The organism is Stenotrophomonas sp. WZN-1 (assembly GCF_002192255.1).
GTDB lineage: Bacteria > Pseudomonadota > Gammaproteobacteria > Xanthomonadales > Xanthomonadaceae > Stenotrophomonas.
Genome location: NZ_CP021768.1, coordinates 4,304,568 through 4,320,498, shown reverse-complemented (window position 1 = coordinate 4,320,498; position 15,931 = coordinate 4,304,568). Strand labels below are relative to the sequence as shown.

Below are 15,931 nucleotides of genomic sequence, written 5' to 3'. Positions count from 1 at the left end.
CTTTACCGCAGCCATTCAGGATCAGGCAGGGTCCGCAACCGGTAGTGCCGGCCGCTGGCCGGCAACCTCCTGGCATCGTGTGGAGGGCTTTGCCGGCCAGCGGCCGGCACTACCGGTCAGGTGCCGCGTGGCTTGGCCCGGTGCGTGGCCGTCGCCGTCCACGGATCATCCGGCCACGGATGGCGCGGGTAGCGGCCCTTCATTTCCTTTTTCACCTCGGCGTACGTGCTTTCCCAGAAATTGCGCAGGTCCTGGGTGACCTGCAGCGGGCGCCCACCGGGGGAGAGCAGGTGCAGGGTCAGGGGCACGCGGCCGTCGGCGATGCGCGGCGTGTCGGCCAGGCCGAACAGTTCCTGCAGTTTCACCGCCAGCACCGGCGGCAACGGATCGCCGCTTTCGCTGTCCAGCGCATAGGTGATCGGCCGCTCCAGCCCGGAGGGCACGGTGATGCGGGTCGGCGCATGACGTTCGACCAGCTGCCGCTGCGACCACTCCAGCAGCGACTTCAAGGCTTCGCCGAAGCTGGATTCATCCAGCGCATCCAGTCGCGTCTTGCCGGCGAACGCGGGCTGCAGCCATTGCGCGCGCGTGGCCAGCAGGGCGTCGTCGCTGCAGTCGGGCAGGCCGAGCTCCGGCATCCAGCGCCGCAGCGATTCCACCCGTGCCTGCCACTGGCGCAGGCCTTCGGTCCACGGCAGCGCCTGCAGGCCGAGCTCGGCCACCGCGTCGGTCAGCGCCTGTGCGGCGTGCTGCGGATCAACCCGGCCGGCCGAGCGGCTGTCCAGCACGATGCGGTCGAAACGGGTCTCGCGCAGTGCCACCAGGGCGCGACGCTCGCTGTCCCAGCGCACCACATCCCCGGTCACGAAGCGCTCCGGCCACGCCTTGCGCAGCTGGCCCTCGTCCACCGGTGCGGCACGCAGCAGCAGCGCATCGCGTGCCTCGAAGCGCAGTTCACTGGCTACCAGCCACGGTTCGCCTCGCAGGTCGCTCAGCTCGTGCAGGCGCGCGCTGCGGCCATTGGCCAGCAGGTAGCGCAGCGGATCGCTGGGGTGCTGGACACCGATGCGGTCCGGGAACGCATGTGCGAGCAGGTCACCCAGCTCGTGCGCCTCGATGCTGGCCGGTGGCGCGGCATCGCAGCGCAGGCGACGTCGCCATTGTTTGGCGGCGGCATCGATGGCGGCCAGGCCGCTGCGGTTGGCGTCGCCCGGTGCGCGGCCATTGCGGAATGCCGCCAGCGCACGCCAACGCGCGGCCAGCGCATCACCGCCCTGGCGCAACGGATCGCGCGCGTCCAGCAGGGCGGCCAGATCGGCGGCCAGCGCCTGTGCGCGGGTATCGGGCGCGGCCAGCAGCATCGCTGCGATCCGTGGGTGCGTGCCCAGCGCCAGCACACGGCGGCCGAGCGCGGTTATCGCGCCGCTGCTGGACAGGGCGCCGAGCCGCTGCAGCAGTTCGCGCGCGGCACCCATCGGGCCCGCCGGTGGCGGATCGAGGAAGCGCAGGTCGCTGCTGCCCCAGGCCGCCAGTTCCAGCGCCAGTCCGGCCAGCTCGACCTGATCGATTTCGGCGCGACGCTGCGGCTCCAGCCGCTGCGACTGCGGCCACAGCCGCCATGCCACGCCTTCGGCCACGCGGCCGGCACGGCCCGCGCGCTGGTCGGCCGAGGCTTGGGCGATGGCCACCACGTCCAGCCGGGTGAAGCCACTGTTGGGGTCGTAGCGCGGTTCGCGCGCCTGGCCGCTGTCGATCACCACGCGCACGCCGGGCAGGGTCACCGACGACTCGGCCACGTTGGTGGCCAGCACCACGCGCCGACGACCATCACTGGCTGCCTGCAGGACCCGCGCCTGCTGCTCCACCGGCAGTTCACCGTGCAGGGCCAGCACTTCCACACCCGCATCCAGCGATTCCTGCAGCCCGGCCTGCACCCGCGCGATCTCGCGCTGGCCGGGCAGGAACACCAGCAGGTCACCGGGATGTTCAGCCAGGGCCTGCTGCACCGCGCGGCGAACCTGCAATTCCAGCGCCTCATCGCGGCGCGCCGGGAAATGGCTGACCGTCACCGGGTAGCTGCGGCCTTCGCTGCTCAGCCGCGGCGCATCGAGGAAGCGTGCCAGCCGTTCGCCATCCAGCGTTGCCGACATCACCACCAGGCGCAGGTCGTCGCGCAGCTGTGCCTGCACGTCCAGCGCCAGTGCCAGGCCCAGATCCCCACTGAGATGGCGCTCGTGGAATTCATCGAACAGGATCGCGCCGACGGTTTCCAGCATCGGGTCGTCCTGCAGCATCCGGGTCAGGATGCCCTCGGTGACCACCTCGATGCGGGTGCGCGCGGATACCTTGTTCTCGAAGCGGATGCGGTAGCCGACCGTGCCGCCGACCTCCTCACCCAGCTGCCGCGCCATGAACTGCGCCGCGCTGCGCGCGGCGACCCGGCGTGGTTCCAGCAGGATGATCTTCCGCCCCTGCAGCCACGGTGCATCCAGCAGCGCCAGCGGCACCTGGGTGGTCTTGCCGGCGCCAGGTGGCGCTTCCAGCACCAATCGAGAGTGCTGTCGAAGTACGTCCAGGACCTGCGGAATCAGCGCGGAGATCGGGAAAACAGGCGGTTTCATGTTCCAAGGATAAACGTCCCGGCACCGACGTGGCTTGACCCCGCAAGGTCGGGGTGTTCTGGTAACGCGCCCTGCCTCCGGCCTGCCCATGCGTCCCAGCCTCCTGCTTGCCTCACTCCTGCTGCTGCCTACGTGCAACAGTGCCAGCGCCGCGCCGTCCGACAGAGCCCACCCGATGGCGCGCCTGCTGGGTGCGGACGTTCAGCAGCGCTACCTGCCGCAGGGCATGAGCGATGAACTGTCGATCCGGCGTGCCTATGAACAGGGCATTCTGCGTTCGCCGGACTTTCCTTCGCTGGAACTTTCCGGCGACCAGGCTTTCATCTTCTTCGCCCAGTTCGCGCGCAGCAGGATGGGACCGACCTTCAATACCTTGACCGTGTGCCACAATCCAGACGGCTTCCGGCTGTTGGTCGGGGGTGGATCGCGCCAGTCCTGCGCAGCACGCCCCGACGCGGGGATGCGGTTCATCCGCCAGCCAAATGGCGACCTGGTGTGCGAGCCCTGCGCTGCGCTCAACTTGCCGGAGCGCTGGGAGCGCCACGACCGCCACACGCATTGACCCGCCGAATCACCGCCGAGGCGGGGGCTACAATATGCACGAATACTGTCCAGTAGCCCCTCCATGCACCTGATCGATATCGGCGCCAACCTGACTCACGACTCCTTCGACCGCGACCGCGATGCCGTGCTGGAGCGCGCGCGCCAGGCCGGCGTGGTGCAGATGGTCATCACCGGTGCCAGCCGCGAGCACTCGCCACTGGCCCTGCAGCTGGCGCAGCAGCACCCGGGCTTCCTGTATGCCACCGCCGGCGTGCACCCGCACCATGCAGTGGAATACACCGAGGAATGCGACGCCGAGATGCGCGCGCTGCATGCCCGCCCGGAAGTGGTGGCGGTGGGCGAGTGCGGGCTGGACTACTTCCGTGACTTCTCGCCGCGCCCGGCCCAGCACCGTGCGTTCGAGCGCCAGCTGCAGCTGGCCGCAGACAACGGCAAGCCGCTGTTCCTGCACCAGCGCGACGCGCATGCCGATTTCATGGCACAGATGAAGAACTTCGAGGGTCGCATCGGCCCGGCGGTGGTGCATTGCTTCACCGGTGAGCGTGACGAGCTTTTCGATTACCTGGACCAGGACTGGTACATCGGCATCACCGGCTGGCTGTGCGACGAGCGCCGTGGCGCGCATCTGCGCGAGCTGGTGAAAAACATTCCGGCCAACCGCCTGATGATCGAGACCGACGCACCGTACCTGCTGCCGCGCACGCTGAAGCCGATGCCGAAGGACCGCCGCAACGAACCGATGTTCCTGTCGCACATCGTGGAAGAACTGGCGCGTGATCGTGGCGAGGACGTGGCAGTGACCGCCGCGAATGCAACGGCCGCGACGCGTACGTTCTTCCGCCTGCCCGACGCAGGTTGATGGTAGTGCCGGCCGCTGGCCGGCAACACGGTTGATTGCCGGCCAGCGGCCGGCACTACCGGAGCAGGTCGCGCAGGCCCTCACGGTAGCTGGGGAACTGCGGCGCCCACGCCAGTGCTTCACGCGTGCCGCGACTGTCGATGCGCTTGCTGCTCTCGTAGAAGCGCCGCAGTGTCGGGCTCAGTGCAGGGTCGTCCCAGGCCACGGCAGGAGGCATCGCAAAGCCGCCCAACTGCGCGGCGAAGGCCAGTACCTCCTGCGGCGGTGCCGGCTCGTCATCGGCCGGTAGATACAGCCCATCCACGCACGGCCGCTGCATCGATGCGATAACGACCGTTGCCAGGTCATCCACGTGCAGCCGGTTGAATACCAACCCAGGACGCACTACGTGGCGCGCACGTCCCTGCGCCAGCTGCAGCAGCGCATTGCGCCCCGGCCCGTACAGGCCGGGCAGGCGGAGCACTGCCGATGCGATGCCGCGGTCTTCAGCAAGCGCACGCCATTGCGCCTCGGCCCGCAGGCGCTGCACGCCGGCGGCTTCAGTGGCATCGGCTGTACTGCGCTCGTCGACCCAGCCGCCGGCCCGATCGGCATATACCGACGTGGACGACAGATAGCCCACCCAGCGCAGCGCCGGGCTGGCCTGCAGCGCGGGCAACAGCAGGCGCAGTGCAGGATCGCCATCGGCGTCGGGCGGCACGCTGCACAGCACGGCCTCGGCCTGCGCGATCTCATCAAGCAGGGCGGGTGATGGCGTAGCGTCGGCACGCAGCGTATGGCGACGCAGACCATCGTGTGGTGCCGATGCTGGATCGCGTACAGTGCCGGCGACATGTGCGCCCAATGCCTGCAGATGCTGGGCCAGCACGCGTCCGCTCCAGCCCATGCCAAGGATCAGCACCCGCGAGGGCAATGCACTGGCGGGCGAGGTAAGGCTCACGCGCTGCGCAGTGCCTGGTAGGCCTGCAGGCTGCTGTAGGCGACCTGCAGGAACAGGGCTTCCTGGTCGGCCTTGCGTGCGCGCGCCAGCATGTCGCCGACGATCTGTTCGGCCTCCACCTGCTGGCCGGCTTCCAGGTCACGCAGCATCGACGCCTTCAGTGCCGAGCCGGCCTGGGTCAGGGTGCCGCGCGCGATGTCCTGCGCGGCCTCGGGAATTGGTTCACCGGCGGCCTCGGCCACAGCCAGGCACTCGTCGTACAGGCCACGTACGATCGCCTCGCCATCATCGGTGGCGACGATGGTGCCGATATCCGCACGCAGCAGGCAGGTGGCGGCGGCCAGCGCGGTCAGGAACGTGTACTTGATCCATTGCTCCTGGCCGATGTGTTCGCTGGCCAGGTGATCAAGCTGGGCCTGCGCACAGGCGGCAGCGAAGGCGCGCACGCGCGCCGAGACCGCGCCGCCGTCGCGCTCGCCGAAGGTGAGCTTGGCCGGTTTGCCCAGGTGCAGCACCGCACCGTCGGGAGCCTTGGTGGCGCTGATGAAGCACAGGCCGCCCAGCACGGCGTCGCGGCCGAAGCGCGCGTCCAGTGCGTTGTAGTGATGCAGGCCGTTGAGGATCGGCAGTACGGTGGTGCCTGCGCCAACGGCCGGGGCAATGGCGTCGATCGAGCTGGACAGGTCGTAGGCCTTGCAGCTGAGGATGACCAGGTCGAACGGCTTCTGTGCGGCGAGCGCAGGCAGCGCGTCGGCGGTGACGTGCTGCACCGGGAAGCTGGCATCGCCGAGCGGGCTGCGGATGACCAGGCCGTCGCGGTCCAGCTGGGCGGCGCGTGCGGGGCGCACGAGGAAGGTCACGTCCACGCCGGCCTGGGCCAGGCGACCGCCGAAGTAACCGCCGGTACCGCCGGCGCCGAGGATCAGGATGCGCATTGCACGTTCACCGTTTTCTGGGGAATCAGGATTTCGATTGTGCCGGAGATTGCGGCCAACGGCGGTGCCCCTCGTAGTGGTTCGCGCAGTTGGTTTCATGGGTTGGGTCGTGTGCGCTGGGTTCGCGGGGGACGCCGTGAACCGGTCCATGGGGGCTTAGCCGCGCCATCCATGGCGCGGATACCCCCGCGAGCCCATCGCACACGACCCCTGACAGTTTCCGGGTGCGGCCACCACGGAAAGCAGATCAAGAGCGGAAGCGGGTCGCTCGCTGCGCTCGCTCGTGTAGAGCCGCGCTCAGGGCAGTTGTTCGCTGAAGCCTTCGGTGTAGTTCAACAGCAGTGTGGTACGGGTGGCCAGCGTTGCAGCCAGTTGTGACCAGGTATCGTGCGGACCTGCAGCGTAGACGCGCTGCAGGTCCGCGACCAACGCGTCCGCTTCTGCAGGCGACGGTTCGCAATCGCGCTGGAAGCCGAGCCACGACGCGCCGAGCCCGAACAGGCGGTAGTCGTGGCGCTCCTGCAGATGCCGTATCAGGGCATGGTTCTGGAAGATGTCCCAGTCCGCGCTGAAGTAGCCGTTGGGCAGGGCGGCAATCAGCAGGTCATCGCGGTCCACCGGCACCTGCTGCACGCAGACCACCTCGTCGACGATGAGGTCCGGCGTTGCATTGGCGGCGACCAGCGCCTCGATGTCCTCGTCGCTGCACATCAGCGTGCCCGCCAGCGCGGGCCACTGCAGCCGGTGCGTGGAATGCTCAAGCTGCGCGATGACATGCGCCAGCAACCGCTCGCGTGCTGCCAACGCATCCTCGGGGGTTTCCGGGTCTTCGTCCTCGTACAGCGCGATGCGCGCGTCGTCTGACGCGTGCATGCTGGTGTAGCGGCACTGGCCGGCATCATCGAGCGTGCACAGGTAGCGATGGCGGGAATCGGCCACGCGCAGCGAGGCCAGGCAATCCAGCACCTCATCCAGCGTGGGCGAATCGCTCAGCAGGACATGGCTGAAGGCGTCGATCGGACCCTCCGATACGGCCTTGTCCAACGCAATGGAAGTGATCTTCATCACCACAGCCTAGCCGCAATCCCGAACGAAAAGAGCCGAGCATCGGCCTTACCGTGAATGCTCCATCCACGCATGGCGTGGATCTACCGTGTCGACCAAGGTCGACACCTACCAACAGCAGCGCAGAATGACATCCCGGAAGATCGCAGGAATTCGTCGAAGGCGGGGTGGGTCCGGTTGCGGGGGCGTGAGCCGCATGGATGCGGCGACCGAGCTTACATGGACGTACTTGCAGCGGCCCCCGCAACCGGACCCACCCCGCCATCCCACGGATAGTCAGCTTCTGCCGTTGCAGTTGCAGTTGCAGTTGCTGTTGAAGTCGAAGTCGAAGTTGAAGTTGAAGTTGAAGTTGACGTTCATTCGGCGGGTGCAGGGCCGCAGGCCCTGCAGGCAACCCTCAGCTGCGCATGCCCACGCCACGACGCAGCAGCCACAGCGCCAGCGCGGTCAGCGCCACCACGAATCCGATCATCAACCCGTAGGCCACCGGCAGCGGCACGTCACTGCTGCCCAGCAGGCCATAACGGAATGCATTGACCATGTAGAAGATCGGGTTCGCATGCGTGGCCGCTTCCGCCCAGCCCGGCAGCAGCTGCACCGAATAGAACACGCCACCCAGGTAGGTCAGCGGGGTCAGGATGAAGGTCGGCACGATCGCCACATCATCGAATTTCTTCGCATACACCGCATTGATGAAACCGGCCAGCGAGAAGATCGTCGCACCCAGGATCACCGTGGTCAGCATCACCAACGGGTGCGGGATGCGCACCGGGGTGAAGAACATCGCGATGATCAGCACGATCACGCCCACCATCAGGCCGCGCAGCACGGCACCGGCCACGTAGCCCCACAGGATCACCCAGTTCGGCATCGGGCTGACCAGCAGCTCTTCCACGTGGCGGCCGAACTTGGCACCGAAGAACGAGGAACTGATGTTGCCGTAGCTGTTCTGGATCACGCTCATCATCACCAGGCCCGGCACGATGAACTGCATGTAGGTGTAGCCGCCCATGTCACCCACGCGCGACCCGATCAGGTTGCCGAAGATCAGGAAATACAGGGTCATGGTGATCGCCGGAGGCACCAGGGTCTGGCCCCAGATGCGCATGATGCGGGCGACTTCGCGGCGCACGATGGTCATCAGTGCGATGCGGTTGCGCTGGCCGTCGGTCAGCTCGGTGGTGCTCATGCAGGCTTCTCCAGGTTGCCGGTGAGGCGCACGAACAGCTCCTCCAGGCGGTTGCTCTTGGTACGCATCGAACGCACGCGGATGCTGGACTCATTGAGCGTGGCGAACACGCGGTTGAGGTCCATCGCGCGCGGCATGTCGATGTCCAGCGTATGCGGGTCCGGCGCGGTCAGCGTCGCGCCTTCGATCACCGGCAGCTGCGCCGGCAGGTCACCGTCGATGTCCAGCAGGAAGCCTTCCACGTCCAGCTTGGCCAGCAGGGTGCGCATCGGCCCCTGCTCGACGATCTGGCCATGGTTGATGATCGCCAGGTGGCGGCACAGGTACTCGGCTTCTTCCAGATAGTGCGTGGTGAGGATGATCGTGGTGCCGGCAGCGTTGATCTCCTTCAGCACGCGCCACATGTCGCGGCGGATCTCGATATCCACGCCGGCGGTCGGCTCATCCAGGATCAGCAGGCGCGGGCGGGTCATCATCGCGCGGGCGATCATCAGCCGGCGCTTCATGCCGCCGGACAGCGTACGGCTCATCACCTGCGCCTTTTCCCACAGGTGGGCCCGCTTCAGTTCCTCTTCGGCGCGCTGCTCGGCTTCCTCGCGCGGCACGCCGTAGAAGCCGGCGTAGTTCACCAGGATGTCGAAGGGCTTCTCGAACAGGTTGAAGTTGATTTCCTGCGGCACCAGCCCGATCAGGCGCATGGTGGCGCTGCGGTTGCGAACCAGGTCGCTGCCGAACACCTCCACCTTGCCCTCGCTGAGGTTGACCAGGGAGCTGATGATGCCGATCAGGGTCGACTTGCCGGCACCGTTGGGGCCGAGCAGGGCGAAGAAGTCGCCCGGGGCCACTTCCAGGGAAACCCCCTTCAGGGCCTGGGTGCCGTTGTCGTAGGTCTTGCGCAGGTCGCGCACGCGCAGGGCGGGCGCCGTATCGTTCTGGGATGCCAAGCTCGAAGCCTTCGCGCCCATGGGCTGGCGCTGGAGAGGGGCGGGGAGGGCTATTATAGAAGACCCCGAGGGCTTGCCCCGGCTACACACTGTCCCGAAAAGTCGTGCCTGTTCAATTCCCCCTCAAGCTGGTCGGCTGCCGCATGCTGGCCCCGACCGTCGGCCACTACCAGTTCGTGCGTGATGATGGACAGCCGTTGGATTTCCAGCCCGGCCAGTTCATCCAGGTCCATTTCAGCTACGCCGACGGCACCGAAACCAAGCGCAGCTATTCGCTGGCGACCATCCACGACCATGCGCTGGGCCCGGGCGAGGCGGTGGATATCGCGGTCAGCTTCGTGCCCGGCGGTGCTGCCACGGCCCTGTTCGAGGCGCTGGAGCAGGGCGGCCAGATCAGTGCGTCCGGCCCCTATGGCCGGTTCTGCCTGAATCCCGGTGATCACAACGCCCGTTACCTGCTGATCGCCACCGGTACCGGCGTTACCCCGTACCGCTCGATGCTGCCACTGCTTGAAAAGGCCATGGCCGAACGCGGCGTGCAGATCGTGCTGCTGCAGGGCGCGCGCAGCCCGGGCGAGCTGCTGTACAGCGAAGACTTCTACAGCTTCGCCGAAAAGCACCCGAACTTCCGCTATGTTCCGTGCCTGTCACGCGAACTGCCGCCCGATCCGCACCCGGACGTGCAGCACGGTTACGTGCAACAGGCGCTGGCCGGATTCACCCCGGACCCGGCCACCGACATTGCCTACCTGTGCGGCAATCCGGACATGGTCGATGCCTGTGCCGAACTGCTGAAGGCCGCCGGCCTGGGCAACCCGCAGATCCGCCGCGAGAAGTACGTAAGTTCTACCTAGCGGCCGTGCTCGTTCACGCTCTATGCGCGCGGGTCTGGGTCGCTTAGCATCAATGCGTCTTCCATCACCGCAACCGAATGCGCTGGATCCTGCCACCTAGTGGCTTCTTCGTTGAGGCCAATGTTCCGAAGCTTCAGTTCATCCCCATCCTCATTGAGGACGATGGGAGCTACCCGGTCGAAGCCAACCGCTATCTGGTCGAGCGATCGTGTGGAGAGTGGTCCCCTGCGATGGAGGCGGGGGGGCAGCCAGTCGTTCTAACTCTCAGTTCACGAAAAAACATGGCACAACGCATGGTTGTCTTCTTGCGATGGTGTCGAAACCGCGATGTGGACTGGAGGGCGCTGGATTACATAGATCATATCCGCGGTGGCTACCAGCTGGATCTGCTAGCAGGCCGGAAGTGTGCTGCAACCAAAGCTCTGGCGCGTAGTACGATCAATCAGTACGTCGACGAGGCTTGCGGTTTCCTAGCTTGGGCGAACGAGCGTGGGTACCGCCCACCAGTATTGATTCCTCTCCGAGGACAGTCTGTGCGGTCCAGCGACGGGACGCACAGCCAAGGCCACCTTCCAAAGCAAGTGAAGGTTCGCTCAGACAAACTTAGCCTGCCCGAGGTTTCTCTGGATTCTCTTCCTAGCGCGGAGAGCGTCCAAAAATGGCTTGCCTCCGTAGCGGAGAGGCATCCGGTGAAGGCTCTGGCATTCGAGCTCATCACAACTACCGGATGCCGCATAGACGAGGCTCACCAACTCCGGGTGACCTGTTTCCCCAGGAAGTCCGACTGGACTGAGAGCGTATATCGGGAAGCTCGCCTTCCGGTCCAACTTCAGTACGGGGTCAAGGGACCCAAGGTGCTGCCTCAGGAGAAATTTAGTGTCCGCACGAGGTTGATTTTTATTCCGTTAGACCTTGCTGAGCGGATTGAGCACTACATGATGTTCATCAGGCCTACCCTGCTTGCCAGGTACCGCCGAACTAATGGGCAGGCAGCGGTGACGGACCGTCTATGGTTAGGAGAGGATAAGTGCTTGCCGGTCAGCTACCAGATGCTCTGGAAGACGTGGACGAAATCCCCTATGTGCCCCCCTGGCTGGCATCCTCATGCAGGTAGGCACTACTTTGCGGTTGAAGAAATTGTAAAAGCTACCGTTGATCTGATGAGTCTCCACGGTCTTAAAGACACCGCAGAGGTGCCGATCGGATGGCTGCAAGGCCTAATGCAGAATCAGGTTCGCCTCATCTTGAGTCCGCTCCTGGGACATACCTCTGAAGTCACCACCATGCGTTACCTTCGAGCTGCGCATCGACGATTGGCGACGGTGACGGGGCATCCTTCGCTCGCGTGGAACGCCAAGATTGATCGGAGGATCGAGCGTGCAGCGAATGAAGCCAAATGAACTTGGAAAGCCTTTCGAATGGGTCGTTACGTGTCTTCATTCTGATTATTACGGTGTCGAGATCGACCTTTCCGACTTGGCCTTAGGAAAATTCAAGAGCAACAACCACAAGTGTGCTGGTTCCTATACTGGCAGGCCAGGTCTACTAAGGGATTTGTTGCCGGCGATTCGGGCGCATCACTCCCACCTGAGGCCAGTTAGAATCAATTATCTGTATCGCACTGTCCTGCGCGGATTTTGGAGGTTCCTTGATCGGTATGAGGGTTGGCGGCAGAAAAATGGCGTACAGCTGAGAATAGACAGTCTGGCGCAAATCAGCGCGGCAGTTGTTGAGGCCTGGGCAAACCCCGGTCCAGCTGGCGCTTGGAAGGTCGCGCCCTACGGATGTCAATCCGAAGTCAGAAGATTGATTGTAGCGGCAGTGGGATTGGCTGGGGGGCGCCCTCTACTTCTCGCTCCCGTAGCAATAAGAAAAGCGGATCCCAAGGACACTGCTACTGAGGAGGAAGGGCTACGTATCATCAAGTACCTTCGTAAGGAGGTAGCACGAATATTCGCGGAGTGGCGCCGTGCTGACGCCCTAGCTAAACAAGGGCGGGACCTGCTGGATATCGCGATAGCGAATGGTGGGTGGCTACCAGATGATGTAGTGCCAACGGAAGCTGATGCGCATGCGACTTTCAGGGCATTCACTGCCCGTATGGGCAAGCCAACGGCAAGTGTCTCGGAATTCAATAAGTTGACGATTACTCCATCTCGAAAGTCCCTGCCCGCATGGTGGCCGCGCCACGCTGTCAATCGCGATCAAATGCGGGGTAATGTTGGAGACGTCGTAAGCTGGGGCGAATGCCAGGCGGGCGCATATCCGAACTCCGTGCAAGTCACGACAATTGCTCTGCTCGCGTTGGCAAGAACCGGTTGGAATGTCTCAACCTTACTCGCCATGGACTACGAGGACTGGAGCGCCCCATACGATGAAGACCACTATTGGCTGCACGCGACGAAGGAGCGCTCTGATGGTGCAAGACAGTTCTCAATCTCGCGGGGGCAGCAAGTTACCGGAACCTATCAGATAGTAAAAAGGCTGATCGAAAGAGGCCAGCCTCTGAGAGACGCCGCAATAGCGGACCCTGGGCGTCTGGGGCTTGTAGAATCTGAACTGCGCAGCCCGTGGCTAGGGTTGAATCAAACGTTCTCCAATCGTCTATATGTGGCAAGTCCTTACAGGGGCACATCTCTCAGTCGGGCTATGGCGACTCATATCGTAGCTATCAACTCGACTGCGCCTGATGACGAGAAAGTTAGGGGCGTCACTCCGAGTGACTTCAGAGACATTGCTGCTGCAGTAATGTATCGCGACAGCCGCTACAACGCGTGGATATTAATGGTCATGTTAGGTCACAAGAACATGATCACAACCCGTTCCTATGGGTTTCGGCATTCGGTTAGGCAAGAGTCGCACCAGCAGGTGGTCGAGGTTGTCTGTGATGTGCTCGAGCAGGTAAGTCACACGAAAAAATGGGACCCGGCGCTAACTCGTGCGAGAGTTGAGGGAATTAGTATCTCTGAAGATGCGCTAGAGCGACTAGATCACTACCGGAAAGCGCGCACTTACTCAGGAGTGCTGTGCCGGAACCCGCGCGATCCGCCGTCCTCAATTGACCCTACGCATCCGAAAGACGGTTCTGCGCACTGCATTCAAGGACACTTGTGTGTGGCGCGTGCCTGCCCGCAGGCGGTCGTGCTAAATGACAGCTTGAGTGGCATCTGCAAGATGCTCGCTGAGTTGGAGTCCAAACGCATGATGCTTGGGGCCGTGCGCTTTGCTGCGGGTAGTGAGTTGAAGGACATGGCGTACCTACAAAGAACTTTGGAGCAGTGGCCGGAGGAGAGTGTTCAGAAGCACCTCGCTCATTGGCGTTCGGAGATCTCCAGAGGCAGGCACATTCCGCTCATGTTCGCGGGGCAACGATGAAAGCATCAGAGAAAATCGGCATCAAAAGCGAAGACCGCCTATCCGTAGAAGGATCTTTGATCATGCTTGAAGTCGCGCCTGAGCAGCTCCGCTGCATGGGGAAAGACGAACTTTTGTCCCTTCAGGGACAGTTGATGATGGGAGCCGAATGGTTCGTCTTGGAGGTGGCGGCTGAGCAGATCCGTCCAGGGCATGTAACCCTGAGTCAGAGGAGTTATCGCATTGAACTGGCGCTGAGAGAAGGCTTAGATTGCCGCGGGGAATTTGCCGAAAGGGTCTGGTGTGAGCTAATGCGAGTAGCTATCGGGATGAGGATCTTCCCGCAGGCTAGAGCAAGGGCAAAGCGGCCCTCATTCGCATACATAATCAATGTGATCCGTCAGTGCGGAAAGATGACGCGCCGAATGGAATCGACGCTAGAAAGAGATTTTTGGTCGAGGGCTGCAGAGCCTTGCGGCAGTCAAAGAAGCGCTGGAACTTCAGCAATTTTGAAGCGACTTCACGCGCTTGGGGCACTATCGGACTGTCTGCCAGGTAAGCCCGTTGTTCATGGGACTTTGGCGCCAAGGCACCGGCTAGGAGAGAAGGATTTTGCCAATGCACAGGAATCCACTCGGCAGTTCCTGCCCTTGCCTGATCGGTTTGTTGGAAGGGCGGGATTCGCCGCTATCTTTTTCTCCACTCAGGTCGGGCCGACTCTGCTTGCTGCGATTGAGGCAGCGAGCGAGATAGTGCTTCCTCAAGCTGCCCGTAACAACCCGCAGAGAGCGATTAAGGAGGATCTAACAGAGGGCGGGAGGCGCCACCATCTTACGCCGGCTCGTGATGACGTGATCCTGGGCTGGCAATGGAAGGATCCGAGCGGGGCGGATCTCGCGGACCTGCCTATGGACACCAACCTCATAACGAAATGGCGTGGGAGCGGCAAGAGTCAGGGCGGCGCGTTTGAATGGCCTCCGAGGACGTTCGCTGAGGCAGTCACGCTACTGGTGCTCCTGCAGGGGTGCCATCTCTGGATCATTGCGTTCGCCACCGCAGGACGTCATGGAGAGGTGCAGGCGATGGAGGTCGACTCACTTCGTCGGGAGTCTAGTCAGATACCGACGACTGAATTACCTCGCTGGAAGATCGAGGGCTTAGGGCAAGTCGCAAAGGAGGTGCCGCTCCCAAAGTTGGTTGTAGAGGTGATCAAGCAGCAGGAGAGGTTAGCAGCATTCGCCAAGCGTTCTGGGAAGATGGAGGGAAACCACCTATGGGTGCAGATCACAACTAGAAGGGGAAGCCCGCTTGGCACCTTTTACCATTCGCTCAAGAACTTCGCCAAGAAATTCTGCTTGGAGGATGCTCTAGACGAAGATGGTATCCACATGCATCGGTTTCGAAAGACGCTTGTGAGGGCAGTAGCGCTGTCTTTGGTGCATGCTCCCAAAGTCCTCATGGATCTGCTGGGCCACGACGACGAGCAGATGACGATCATGCGGTACATCCTTTCAGACCCGGGAATACTTGCAGAGATTCAAGAGCTTGTCCGAGAGATGATCATCCTTAAGGGTGTCGAGGTGGTGGGTCGCCAAGACGAGATTGAGGGCGCCGGTGCTGCTGCAATGAAGAAGCGCTTTGACGAGTATGCCCGACGCTTGGGACAGTCAGCATCTGACCCGCAGAACGTGTATGAGTTCGCTTCAGCCATGACCGAGGGCGGTCAAGGGTGGGCTGTTATTTCGCCCGGGGTGATGTGTACTGGTTTCACCCGAGGCGGTCTGTGCAACAAGGGGCAGCAGGGTGGTGCAAACCCACATCACTGCAGTCCCGCCTGTCAAAACCAGATTGTTCTCCCGACGTTTGAAGGAGGTGATGGGGCGACGGAATCCGCCGTGGACCGCGCAGTGATCAGCATTGACTACATGTTCACAAAGCTCCAGGAAGCTATCGATGTAGGAGAGGAAATGCTTGTGGGACAATTCATCGGGCAAATCAAATCCCTCATGGGGAGGTGGGGGGCGGTTGACAAGCACGCGCATGAGCACCCTCTCTCCATTCTCCTTGTGTAGTAGAGATCTATGGCCACGAACAAGAAGGAAGTCCCAGCATGCGTCGCGCGCTCTGCGAAACTTCGATCAGGAGCCGTCCTGGTCAAGATCGAGACAGCGCTAGGGCGGATTGAGGAAGAGCTGAAGTCTAACGGAGGCGTGTACCCAAAGAATGGGGGGCTTCTTCCGCTGGCGGAAGTTTGTCGCCGGGCGGGCGTTCATCCGCAAACGCTGCAGAACAAAACTCAGGCGCAGACAAAGAGGTATGTTCAGGATTGGCTCAAAGGGCTGATCAGCCCACAAGCTAATGCGATCGTCCGGGGGGGCGTCGGCGCCGCGGGGCGTGCTGAGCGTCTCCAGCAGGAGCTTAGTCTAGTGGCCGCTAAGTACCAGCTGCTCTACCAAGTTGAGATACCTCTTAGGGACGAACGCCTGGAGGCATTGCGCAGGCGTGTCGAGGAACTGGAGGTTGAGAATCGTGCACTGGCCATCGCAGCCGCCGGACACAAGGTAGTGGCGTACCCCAAGGCGACACCGAAGTAAGCGTCGCCATAG

Annotated in this window: 13 protein-coding genes; 7 read left to right on the top strand and 6 right to left on the bottom strand. The window is 63.1% G+C overall.

The annotated features are described in order from the left end of the window. Positions 1-116: 116 nt before the first annotated feature. On the bottom strand, positions 117-2,621 hold the full coding sequence (gene hrpB / locus CCR98_RS20145; protein ID WP_087923986.1) for an ATP-dependent helicase HrpB: 2,505 nt from the start codon (positions 2,619-2,621) through the stop codon (positions 117-119). A gap of 175 nt (positions 2,622-2,796) precedes the next feature. On the opposite strand from hrpB, the gene CCR98_RS20140 reads away from it, so the two are divergent. Together CCR98_RS20140 and CCR98_RS20135 are read left to right on the top strand one after the other, a co-directional pair. Further along, a complete protein-coding gene (locus CCR98_RS20140) occupies positions 2,797-3,183 on the top strand; it encodes a hypothetical protein (RefSeq protein ID WP_087923985.1) in 387 nt (128 codons plus the stop codon). Positions 3,184-3,246: 63 nt separating this feature from the next. Further along, positions 3,247-4,044, top strand: a complete 798-nt coding sequence (locus tag CCR98_RS20135) for a TatD family hydrolase (protein WP_087923984.1) — start codon at positions 3,247-3,249, stop codon at positions 4,042-4,044. A 55-nt stretch (positions 4,045-4,099) separates the two neighbouring features. Here the strand turns inward: CCR98_RS20135 and CCR98_RS20130 are convergent, their stop codons facing one another. From CCR98_RS20130 to CCR98_RS20110, 5 genes are all read right to left on the bottom strand, one after another. Further along, positions 4,100-4,984 carry an NAD-dependent epimerase/dehydratase family protein gene (locus tag CCR98_RS20130; RefSeq protein WP_087923983.1) on the bottom strand — a complete coding sequence of 295 codons (885 nt, stop codon included), beginning with the start codon at positions 4,982-4,984 and terminating at the stop codon, positions 4,100-4,102. Further along, positions 4,981-5,919, bottom strand: a complete 939-nt coding sequence (panE, locus tag CCR98_RS20125) for a 2-dehydropantoate 2-reductase (RefSeq protein WP_087923982.1) — start codon at positions 5,917-5,919, stop codon at positions 4,981-4,983. Before panE ends, CCR98_RS20130 begins: the two co-directional genes overlap by 4 nt. Before the next feature lie 297 nt (positions 5,920-6,216). Continuing rightward, a complete protein-coding gene (locus tag CCR98_RS20120; RefSeq protein WP_087924253.1) occupies positions 6,217-6,984 on the bottom strand; it encodes a hypothetical protein in 768 nt (255 codons plus the stop codon). 397 nt (positions 6,985-7,381) lie between these two features. Continuing rightward, a complete protein-coding gene (locus CCR98_RS20115; RefSeq protein WP_049443488.1) occupies positions 7,382-8,173 on the bottom strand; it encodes an ABC transporter permease in 792 nt (263 codons plus the stop codon). Next, positions 8,170-9,138, bottom strand: a complete 969-nt coding sequence (locus tag CCR98_RS20110) for an ABC transporter ATP-binding protein (RefSeq protein ID WP_198361043.1) — start codon at positions 9,136-9,138, stop codon at positions 8,170-8,172. The genes CCR98_RS20115 and CCR98_RS20110 overlap by 4 nt, the downstream gene beginning before the upstream one ends. Positions 9,139-9,221: 83 nt before the next feature. On the opposite strand from CCR98_RS20110, the gene CCR98_RS20105 reads away from it, so the two are divergent. The 5 genes from CCR98_RS20105 (at position 9,222) to CCR98_RS20085 (ending at position 15,919) form a co-directional block, all read left to right on the top strand. Further along, positions 9,222-9,971, top strand: coding sequence for a ferredoxin--NADP reductase (locus CCR98_RS20105; protein WP_087923981.1), 750 nt, complete (start codon positions 9,222-9,224; stop codon positions 9,969-9,971). 77 nt (positions 9,972-10,048) lie between these two features. Next, complete coding sequence (locus tag CCR98_RS21170; protein WP_157721559.1) at positions 10,049-11,371, top strand: hypothetical protein; 1,323 nt, start codon at positions 10,049-10,051, stop codon at positions 11,369-11,371. Continuing rightward, positions 11,358-13,346: a hypothetical protein gene (locus CCR98_RS21165; protein ID WP_157721558.1), complete on the top strand. Its 1,989-nt coding sequence runs from the start codon at positions 11,358-11,360 to the stop codon at positions 13,344-13,346. The genes CCR98_RS21170 and CCR98_RS21165 overlap by 14 nt, the downstream gene beginning before the upstream one ends. A gap of 62 nt (positions 13,347-13,408) precedes the next feature. Next, positions 13,409-15,397: a site-specific integrase gene (locus CCR98_RS20090; protein ID WP_157721557.1), complete on the top strand. Its 1,989-nt coding sequence runs from the start codon at positions 13,409-13,411 to the stop codon at positions 15,395-15,397. A 9-nt stretch (positions 15,398-15,406) separates the two neighbouring features. Beyond that, positions 15,407-15,919: a hypothetical protein gene (locus CCR98_RS20085; RefSeq protein ID WP_087923977.1), complete on the top strand. Its 513-nt coding sequence runs from the start codon at positions 15,407-15,409 to the stop codon at positions 15,917-15,919. Positions 15,920-15,931 lie beyond the last annotated feature (12 nt).

What these genes read in the sequence shown, in the direction of transcription:
- hrpB (WP_087923986.1), bottom strand. Translation starts at nt 2,621, where the DNA reads ATGAAACCGCCTGTTTTCCCGATCTCCGCGCTGATTCCGCAGGTCCTG.
- CCR98_RS20140 (WP_087923985.1), top strand. Translation starts at nt 2,797, where the DNA reads ATGGCGCGCCTGCTGGGTGCGGACGTTCAGCAGCGCTACCTGCCGCAG.
- CCR98_RS20135 (WP_087923984.1), top strand. Translation starts at nt 3,247, where the DNA reads ATGCACCTGATCGATATCGGCGCCAACCTGACTCACGACTCCTTCGAC.
- panE (WP_087923982.1), bottom strand. Translation starts at nt 5,919, where the DNA reads ATGCGCATCCTGATCCTCGGCGCCGGCGGTACCGGCGGTTACTTCGGC.
- CCR98_RS20120 (WP_087924253.1), bottom strand. Translation starts at nt 6,984, where the DNA reads ATGAAGATCACTTCCATTGCGTTGGACAAGGCCGTATCGGAGGGTCCG.
- CCR98_RS20115 (WP_049443488.1), bottom strand. Translation starts at nt 8,173, where the DNA reads ATGAGCACCACCGAGCTGACCGACGGCCAGCGCAACCGCATCGCACTG.
- CCR98_RS20110 (WP_198361043.1), bottom strand. Translation starts at nt 9,138, where the DNA reads ATGGGCGCGAAGGCTTCGAGCTTGGCATCCCAGAACGATACGGCGCCC.
- CCR98_RS21170 (WP_157721559.1), top strand. Translation starts at nt 10,049, where the DNA reads ATGCGCTGGATCCTGCCACCTAGTGGCTTCTTCGTTGAGGCCAATGTT.
- CCR98_RS21165 (WP_157721558.1), top strand. Translation starts at nt 11,358, where the DNA reads ATGAAGCCAAATGAACTTGGAAAGCCTTTCGAATGGGTCGTTACGTGT.
- CCR98_RS20090 (WP_157721557.1), top strand. Translation starts at nt 13,409, where the DNA reads ATGCTTGAAGTCGCGCCTGAGCAGCTCCGCTGCATGGGGAAAGACGAA.
- CCR98_RS20085 (WP_087923977.1), top strand. Translation starts at nt 15,407, where the DNA reads ATGGCCACGAACAAGAAGGAAGTCCCAGCATGCGTCGCGCGCTCTGCG.